We start from the raw sequence: 8,273 nt of genomic DNA on the forward strand, positions 1-8,273 counted from the left end.
CTGGTCGTCGGGAACGCACAAGATATCGTGCAAGACGCCTCCGCGCCGATGGCCGCCGAGCCTGCATCCGCCAACCCGGCTGCGGTCGAAACGGCTCAAAGCCCACGCATCAATCTGGTGCAAAAGGTACGCGACTGGCTGCGGCGCGCGGCCTGACGCGGTCGCGAAAGATATCTGCGCCGATAATCCTGAATCGCGGTGGCGACAGCCCTACCGCTTCTTCTCCTTCGGCGGCGGCTTGAGCTTCGGCGGGGCCGGCCGCTTGGGTTGGGCCGCGGGCTTGTTGGGCAATGCGGGCCGCGCCACGCCGGGGGCGGCAGACACGGCGGGCGCACCGGGTGGCCGCTGCAGCTCCGCCGGTTTCCCTGGCTGTCCCGGCTGCCCGGGTTGCCGCAATTGTGGTTGCGGCTGGCCCTGGCGGTTCGGTTGTCCCGGCTGCGAACCCGGCCGTTGCGGCAGACCATTCTGCCGCTGCGGGCCCGGCCGCGCCGGCGTGGCAGCGGGATTATTGCGCTGCGGATTCTGCTGGCGCTGAATGCGCCGCTCGGTGACGATCTGGCGGCCGACGGCCTGTGCGGCGTGAACCTGGCGCACGATGCCCTGGTCGCGCAGCGCCTGCTGCGGCGTGATCATCAGCGGTGCCGCGGTGAAGCGGCCACCGGCGCCGGGCCGGATCGTGAAGCCGCTGGCGCCCTGGGTGAGCGAACCGAGCCGCGTGCCGTCGCGGCCGGTGACGTCGATATGTCCGACCCGGCCGTCGGGATCGGGATAGAGCTTGATCGCGACATTGTTCGGGTTGTTCGCCGCCGCACCCTGCGGCACCTCGACGAGGCCGGTGGTGCCGCGGATGCCAAGCGTCGCGGTCGGCGTCGATATTCTCATGTCACCGGTCTTGGCGACCGAGGCGGCGACAAAGGCCACGGTGCCCCTGCCGATATCGAACAGCGCGCCGTTTTGCTGGCCGCCCTCCTCATAGACAAAACTGTCGACGGTGATCTGCGCGTTGGCCGTGAGATTGAAGGTGGTGGCGTCGGTGAAGGTGACGCCGAGCGTCGAATTGGCCGATGTCTGCAACACATCGTCCTGGAAAATGTCGTCCTTGAGGTTGAGCGGCGTCGACATGTTGTTGCGGGTGACGGTGGCGCTGCCGGTCAGGGTCGCGACGGCGCCGACCGGCTCAGGAGCCTGCGCGGGCGCAGCCGAGGGCGCCGCAGCCGGTGGCGCGGGGACTGGCGCGGGTGCCGGCTGCACCTGCGCCAGTCGGGTCAGGCCGGAGATCGTGTCCGGAGTATCCGGCCAAAGCCCGGCTTCCACCGGCGCGGGAATTGCAAAAACATTTGTCGTGCCCGCCAGCAGAAAGCCACAGAGAAGCCAGGGCGCGAATGAAAGCCGATACCGTGTCACAAGCAAATCCCGGGCGAGCAATGGAACTGGCAGTAGCCGCGGCGATTGAGAGCCCTGCGGCCTGAATGTCAGATGAATGCCGTGAGATTGGTCATGCGCGCGCAAAACCGTCAAGCGCCGCATCCTGCGACAGCAGCGCGGCGCTTGGGATCAAGCTTGATTTGCGACGAACTCTCGCCATCGCGACGGCACGGCATCGCCATCGTTGCCGGCGGATGTCTCAGCCGTGCCTTAACTTCGGCGTCAGGCTGATCGGCTTGGAGGGTTTTGCGGCGGGGGATACGTCCACCGAAGATTGGGTGGCGGCTGCCGGCCGATCGGTCTCGAATACCGCCTTGCAGCGATCGCTCAGCGAATTGCGCTGCCGCTCCATACAGGTGGTGATGCGCCCGACATCAGGGATTTCCGAACTGCAGAGCCGCAGCGCGTCGCCGGTGCACATCTGCTCCTGCTCGATCGTATAGGCCTGCGAAACCGTCGTCAGCATGCCGAACGTCAGCGCGGTGGCGACCAGCAATTTGCAGCGGCCGAACTTCGAAGATGTCAAAGCCATGTGATGCCCCTTGTCTTGGACCGCGCGGGTCGTGGACCGATCCGCCGCCTCATCGAGGTGCACCCTAGGCGGCGACGGTTTCAGGCTTTTTGCGCGGCCAACCCGAAATGGTTTCGTCGCCCGCCAGAATTGTTTCGTCGCGCGGCCTTCGGTTTCGTCCGAGGGGCGGCGCGCAAAAAAGGCCCCGCGGAGATCCGCAGGGCCTGTATTTGAACCGGTGCAGGCGCTGTCTGTCAGCTGACGCGGCTCCAGGTCTGGCCGCCGCAGAACAGGCCACCGAAGGCGCAGCCCTGAACCCGCAGCGCGTTCGGGCCCTTCATCGTGATCGTGGAGTCGTAATTCCTGCCGCTGTCGGGATCGTGAATCTGTCCGCTCCATTTGGTATCGGAGGGCTTCATGTTGATGAGGATTTTCTCGCCGGACTTCACGGCATATCCGCACAGGTTCGCTCCGCACGGCTCGACCCGAACGCTTCCCTTGTTGTCTTCGGTGGCCCAGATGCCGACCGGCGTCGCCAGCGCGGCCGTTGCCGTCGCTGGCGCGACGGGCGCGGCATCGTTCTTGACGACGGGAGCGGGGGACGTGGCGGCGACCACGGCCGGCGCCGGGTTGCTGACGGGTGCGGCGACGGGGGCTGGGGCTGCGACCGGCGCTGGCGGCGCCGCGGCCTGAACCACGGGCGCCGGCGATTTCGGCGCCGGCTGATCGGCGCTCCCGGCGACGTCATCGCCATCGTCGAGATGTTTGGATTTTAAACCGAAGCCGGAACCGGAAAGGCCAGGGGCCGAGATCTGAAGACACGACAGCGCGTCGCAATTTTTTGGCGCCTCGATGTGGATCTTTTGTCCACCGATCTCGAACGAAATCGAATTGCCGGCGTGGGCGGCCGTGGTGGCCATCAGCAGCGCGGCGAGAATATAGAGTTTTTTCACGAGAGCCTCCTGAAAGCGGCGTGTGGATCTGGCCGGACCCTACGCGCCGCCAACGGCGGTTTCTGTGATGTGCGTCACGCGATGGCAACCGCGCATGAAAACGCCCGGCGGCTGGACTGATCCAAACCGCCGGGCGTCATCAAAATCCGGTTGGGGTGGGTGAGACGCTAGAACACCCCGAGCACGATCGCGCCAACAAAGGCGAAGACGACGTACGCGGTGACAACGCTCAGTCTGGTGACCAAAGGACCAAAGGACATTGGCAAACCTCCCAGGCTCAGTTCGAAGTTCACACTGCCCGCTAACGAACAAGCTAGCAGGACGTTCCCCGCCAAAAAAGTCAGCCCCACTGTCCATCCGTGCTTGCGCGATTGTGCCCGGCTACCGGCAACGTGGTTAAAGAGTCGTGAAATCAAGATGTTGAAGAGTCCTTAAATAAATTGGTTGAGATTGCGCGGATGACGCGCGGAGTTCGTTTGTATCTCGTCGGCTCCTTCGTCCTTGTCTCGTTGGCGGGTTGCGGTCGCGGATTTTTTCAGTCCGAAGAGCGTGAACCGTGGCGGGCCGAGGCCGAGATCGCTTGCCTGAAATCCGGCGCGGTCAAGGAAAACGCCGAACTGGTCCGGATCGACCCGATTTCGGGCCCGGGGGTTTGCGGCGCCGAGTTTCCGCTCAAGGTCGCGGCACTCGGCGACGTCAACAGCTCGTTCGGTTTTGCCGACGACGATTTGCGCCCGCCCGCCGCCATCGGCAATCAGCCGCGCTGGCCGGTCTCGCCGCCACCGCCATCACGGGCGCCGCTTTATCCCGATACGGCCTATCCCAGCAATGCGCCGCCCGGGTCCGGCTACGGTGCGCCGTCCAGCGGTCCGATTTCGCTGAGCGCACCGGGCGTTGCGCCGGACGAAGACGAAATCAATCTGCCGCCCGACGGCACGCCGGGCTACCGGCCACCGCCGGCGCAAGGGTCGTATCAAGGGTCGTATCCGGCGACGCAACCCTATCCGGCGCAGCCCTATCCGCAGCGTCCGCCCTCAGCGGCGCCCTATTCGGAGCGGCCCGACGCGGCCGCTTCCGCGCCGCCGCCATTGCCGCGACTCGGGCCTGCGCAGGGTGACGCTGTCGCCGCGTTCGGACCGGTTGCGGTCAAGCCGACGGCGACGCTGGCGTGCCCGATCGTCTCGGTGCTCGATCGCTGGCTCGCCGATTCCGTGCAGCCCGCCGCGATGCGCTGGTTCGGCGCCCGCGTGGTCGAGATCAAGCAGATCTCGGCCTATTCCTGCCGCGGCATGAATGGCGACTCGCGCGCGCATATTTCCGAACATGCGTTCGGCAACGCGCTCGATATCGCGGCGTTCACGCTCGCCGACGGACGGCGCATTTCGGTGAAGGATGGCTGGAACGGCATGCCGGAAGAGCAGGGCTTTCTGCACGACGTGCAGGCGGCGGCCTGCCAGCAATTCACCACCGTGCTGGCGCCCGGTTCCAACGCCTATCACTACGATCACATCCATGTCGACCTGATGCGCCGCGCCTCGCGGCGCCTGATCTGCCAGCCGGCCGCGATGTCGGGCGAGCAGGTGGCGGCGCGGGCGCAGCAGCGCAACCCCTATGCTTCCGGCGCGCGCGAGCCGTACGTGACGGGATCGCTCGGCAGCAAGCCGCAGCCGCTGCATCGGCACAAGAGCGAGAAGGTCAACGAGGAAGACGAGTTCGAGGACGAGTAGCGGGCGACAGCCTATCGCCAACGCTATCCCTTGGCCCGCCGATTTGCTAAGCTCCGCCTGATATTTCCTGCAATGGTGTTGGGAGCCCAGCGTGTCCCTCCTCGAGGTCGCATTGCGCGGCGCAGCCGTCGTTCTGCTGCTGTTGATCGCGGCGTTGCTGCTGCGCGACGCGCGGCGCGTTCCGGCCGGCGTTTTCGCAGGCTTGTTCGCGCTGGGCGCGGCCGCCTACACCATCGTTTCCGCCTCGGTGTTTGCGCCGGTGCCGTCGCTCTGGCTGCTGCCGCTGCGCATGATCGGTATGGGCAATCCGCTGGTGTTCTGTCTGTTTGCCGCGGCGCTGTTCGACGACGACTTCAAGCCGTCATGGCTGCATGCGGCGGCGTGGCTGGCGATGGTGGCGTTCGGCCTGGTTTCATGCTTCCTGATCGACGCAACTTTCCTGATTAACGCAGCGCCGGCGCGCTGGGCCTTCAGCGCCTTGGGACTGGCCTGCAACGCGTTGGCGGTCTGGTATGTACTGGCCGGACGCGCGGTCGATCTGGTCGAAGAGCGCCGAAGGCTGCGCGGTGTGCTGGTGGTTTTGCTGGCGCTCTATTCGGCGGCGATCATCGCGACCGAGATCGCGCTGCCGGGCGGCAGCGGCGGCCCGATCCTCTATCTCGCCAACAGCATCGGGTTGCTGACGCTCACCGTGGTATTCGCGGTCGTGCTGTTGTCCGTCAGCGGCGACAGCGCGCTGATTTCGCTTCCGGCATCCGCGCCATCCTTGCAAGCGACTTCCTCGCAAGTGACTTCGCAGGTGACTTCGCCCTACCGTCCGGTGGCCGTGTTAGATCCAGGCGATCAGGTCGAGCGGGATGACGACACCAGGCTGCTCGCGGCGCTGCGCCGGCTGATGGAGTACGACAAAGCCTATCGCGAGGAGGGGCTTTCGATCGGGGGCCTGGCCGGCAAGCTCGGCATTCCCGAACACGGCCTGCGCCGGTTGATCAACCGCAGCCTTGGATACCGCAACTTCAATGCCTTCCTGAACCGCTATCGCCTCGACGATGTGACGGCGGCGCTGGCGGACCCGGCGCAGGAGGCGGTCCCGATCCTGACCATCGCGATGGATGCCGGGTTCCAGTCGCTCGGCCCCTTCAACCGCGCGTTCAAGGCCCAGACCGGTATGACCCCCAGCGAGTTCCGGCGCCTGCAGCTCAGCCGGACCGACCGGGCCGCCGCCGAATAGAGCAAGTTCGGTTCACCTCTCCCCGCTTGCGGGGCGAGGGAGAAGTGGTCCCGTCGCCTCAGCTTTAACTCATCACGCTCCAGAACCAAGGCCCCAGAAATCGGCTAGCCGATTTCGAATTCGGCGCTTATCCCAGCAGAACCCGGCGAGAGCATCCTCCCCATCCGCTTCAGAGTGCGCTTCAGGACAGGCGTCGTCTGTCCGTCGTATTTTGGCGGAGCCCTCCGATGCAAGCTTTCTCCGATGCGCTGGCCACCTTCTGGCAGTACTGGTCGTTCAACCTCTTGATGGATGTCGGCCGCTATGTGGTCGCGGCCACAGGCCTGGCGCTGATCCTGAAACTGTTCTGGAGCGCCGGGCTTGGCCGGCGCAAGATCCAGGCCCGCTCGGCTTCGCGGGCCGATGTCAGCCGCGAAATCCGCACCTCGCTGCGGACCGCGGTGATCTTCTCGCTGAGTGGTACGGCGATCGTGTTCGGTGCCGTCAACGGCGTGTTCACGATCTATCCGGATTTCGAGACCGCCGGGGTGCTCTATCTCGCGCTTAGTCTTGTCGCGATCATCGTCGCGCACGACGCCTATTTCTACTGGACCCACCGGCTGATGCACCATCCGCGGCTGTTTCGGTTTTTTCACCGCACCCATCATCGCTCGATCACGCCGACGCCGTTCGCGGCCTATGCGTTCGATGTTCCGGAAGCGCTGCTGATGGCGTTGTTCACGCCGCTGTGGCTGTCGTTGGTTCCGATGCATGTGCTCGGGCTGTTTCTGTTCATGGCCTTCATGATCGTGCGCAATGTCATGGGCCATGCCGGCGTCGAACTGATGCCGCGCGCGCTCGCCGACAGCCGCTGGTTCGGATGGATCAACGCCACCACCCATCACGACCTGCATCACTCGAGCTTCCATTATAATTACGGGCTTTATTTCACCTGGTGGGATCGGCTGATGGGAACCGAGCATCCCGCCTATCGCACGCAATTGCGGGGTGAGCGCGAGGCGGCGGCGCCTGATGCGGGTGGGACGTATCGACCGATCGCGGACCCTTCGGCTTCCAGGGCTGTGTTCAGAGCGAAAACGACTTGGTGAGCGTGCAGGAGCAAGACACGGGTCCTGCTCGGAATTTACGGGACCATGTTCCGCGCCTATGGTTCTATGGCGAGAGGTGGCCAAGTCTGTCACTTCCGTTGTCTGCAGCTTCCGTTACCAGCAACGTCCGCCATTGGCGACGTGCGCGGGGCCCGCTTCCCGTGTTGACGAACCCTCTGAACGCCGTTAGCAGCGAGCTAAATTAAATTGGGGAACCAGTAATGTCCGACAGTTCCAGGGTGATCTTACTGCTGGTTCTTGGCGTATCAGCCTTGCCGATCTCGCCGCGCTTTGCCTACGCACAATCCAGCACATGGGCCGTACTTGACGTCATCGCGGCGATGAATAGCGCAATAGAAGAAAGCAAGGGAGGCGTCGAATTGCGCGAAAAGGTAGTGCGCCGCTTTTCTGAATGCTCGCTTGTCTATGGAGGTCTTTCAACGCTGACTTCCAATGCTGAAGCCAAGAAAAATTACGTTCAATCCCAGGTAGCAACCATGGAAGTTGAATCGGTGATTGCCAAGCCATTGCAGCCGAAAAAGCGACTGGAAATTGAAGGAGCCGCTCAAACATCAGTGGCAATGATGTTGGGTGCCCTAAAAGTGCAAGGCGATAGAGAAGTGCGTCCACTTCTCAGGAGCTGCAAGGCGTTAAATGAGTTGAAGGAAATCAAAAATGCTTTGCGGGAGCTTTCACTGCAGTAAGGCCAGATAGCAGGCCTTCGAGTTAGCCTCACGAAAAAAAGGACCGGCATCGCTGCCGGTCCTTTTTCCATCGAATATCAGTGATGATCAATACTTCGCGACGACCGGGCCGCCGAAGCGATAGTTTATGCCGACCTTGAGCGTATCAATGTTCAGACGGAGCGCCGAGACGTTGGTGGCAGAAAGAGTCCCCATCGGGGCATTCGCAGTGTCGAACCCGTAATGCATGTACTCAAACTTCGCGCTCCAATTGGGCGTAAATCCATACTCGATACCCACACCGGCTGCGTAACCCCAGCGATCCGTGTTGTAATTTCCGGTGAAAACAAACGGGGGGGGGGTCCCGGCGGTAATGCCGTGTAAGCGGTATTTGCGTAGCCGACGCCACCCGTACCGTAGAACAGCACAGGGCCAGCCGCGTAGCCGACGCGACCGCGGAAGGAGGCAAGATCGCGCGTATTTGAGCCGCAGGTGAAGAAGGGATTCGGGCAGAGCGTCGATCCCTTGATGTTTGCCCAATCGCCGTCTGCTTCAAGGCCCACCACCCAGGAAGGAGCGACTTGCCAATTATAACCGATCTGACCACCGGCGAGACCGCCAGACGTCGAATGATTTGCAGTTGTCTGCGCAGTCG

Annotated in this window: 8 protein-coding genes; 4 read left to right on the forward strand and 4 right to left on the reverse strand. The window is 63.6% G+C overall.

Features of this window, described 5'->3' with window-relative positions:
- Window positions 1–210: 210 nt before the first annotated feature.
- The 3 genes from ABR948_RS25755 to ABR948_RS25765 all read right to left on the reverse strand — a co-directional run bounded on the left by ABR948_RS25755 (window position 211) and on the right by ABR948_RS25765 (window position 2,889).
- Window positions 211–1,404, reverse strand: coding sequence for a FecR domain-containing protein (locus ABR948_RS25755; protein ID WP_428123336.1), 1,194 nt, complete (start codon window positions 1,402–1,404; stop codon window positions 211–213).
- Window positions 1,405–1,624: 220 nt separating this feature from the next.
- A complete protein-coding gene (locus ABR948_RS25760; RefSeq protein ID WP_428123338.1) occupies window positions 1,625–1,957 on the reverse strand; it encodes a hypothetical protein in 333 nt (110 codons plus the stop codon).
- 233 nt (window positions 1,958–2,190) lie between these two features.
- Complete coding sequence (locus tag ABR948_RS25765; RefSeq protein WP_428123339.1) at window positions 2,191–2,889, reverse strand: DUF2147 domain-containing protein; 699 nt, start codon at window positions 2,887–2,889, stop codon at window positions 2,191–2,193.
- Between the two features lie 458 nt (window positions 2,890–3,347).
- Here ABR948_RS25765 and ABR948_RS25770 point away from each other — a divergent pair, with 458 nt between their 5' ends.
- From ABR948_RS25770 to ABR948_RS25785, 4 genes are all read left to right on the forward strand, one after another.
- Window positions 3,348–4,616, forward strand: coding sequence for an extensin-like domain-containing protein (locus ABR948_RS25770; protein ID WP_428123341.1), 1,269 nt, complete (start codon window positions 3,348–3,350; stop codon window positions 4,614–4,616).
- A gap of 91 nt (window positions 4,617–4,707) precedes the next feature.
- The gene (locus ABR948_RS25775) at window positions 4,708–5,847 is read left to right on the forward strand and encodes an AraC family transcriptional regulator (protein ID WP_428123342.1); all 1,140 of its coding nucleotides are present in this window, start codon (window positions 4,708–4,710) and stop codon (window positions 5,845–5,847) included.
- A 227-nt stretch (window positions 5,848–6,074) separates the two neighbouring features.
- A complete protein-coding gene (locus ABR948_RS25780; protein ID WP_428123343.1) occupies window positions 6,075–6,935 on the forward strand; it encodes a sterol desaturase family protein in 861 nt (286 codons plus the stop codon).
- 221 nt (window positions 6,936–7,156) lie between these two features.
- The gene (locus tag ABR948_RS25785; RefSeq protein ID WP_428123344.1) at window positions 7,157–7,639 is read left to right on the forward strand and encodes a hypothetical protein; all 483 of its coding nucleotides are present in this window, start codon (window positions 7,157–7,159) and stop codon (window positions 7,637–7,639) included.
- 87 nt (window positions 7,640–7,726) lie between these two features.
- Here ABR948_RS25785 and ABR948_RS25790 read toward each other — a convergent pair whose 3' ends face one another.
- The gene (locus ABR948_RS25790) at window positions 7,727–8,158 is read right to left on the reverse strand and encodes an outer membrane protein (RefSeq protein WP_428123346.1); all 432 of its coding nucleotides are present in this window, start codon (window positions 8,156–8,158) and stop codon (window positions 7,727–7,729) included.
- Window positions 8,159–8,273: the final 115 nt, after the last annotated feature.

It is taken from the genome of Bradyrhizobium sp., assembly GCF_050014615.1.
GTDB lineage: Bacteria > Pseudomonadota > Alphaproteobacteria > Rhizobiales > Xanthobacteraceae > Bradyrhizobium.

Coding starts and splice junctions, on each gene's coding strand:
- ABR948_RS25785 (WP_428123344.1), top strand. CDS start 7,157: ATGTCCGACAGTTCCAGGGTGATCTTACTGCTGGTTCTTGGCGTATCA.
- ABR948_RS25770 (WP_428123341.1), top strand. CDS start 3,348: ATGACGCGCGGAGTTCGTTTGTATCTCGTCGGCTCCTTCGTCCTTGTC.
- ABR948_RS25780 (WP_428123343.1), top strand. CDS start 6,075: ATGCAAGCTTTCTCCGATGCGCTGGCCACCTTCTGGCAGTACTGGTCG.
- ABR948_RS25760 (WP_428123338.1), bottom strand. CDS start 1,957: ATGGCTTTGACATCTTCGAAGTTCGGCCGCTGCAAATTGCTGGTCGCC.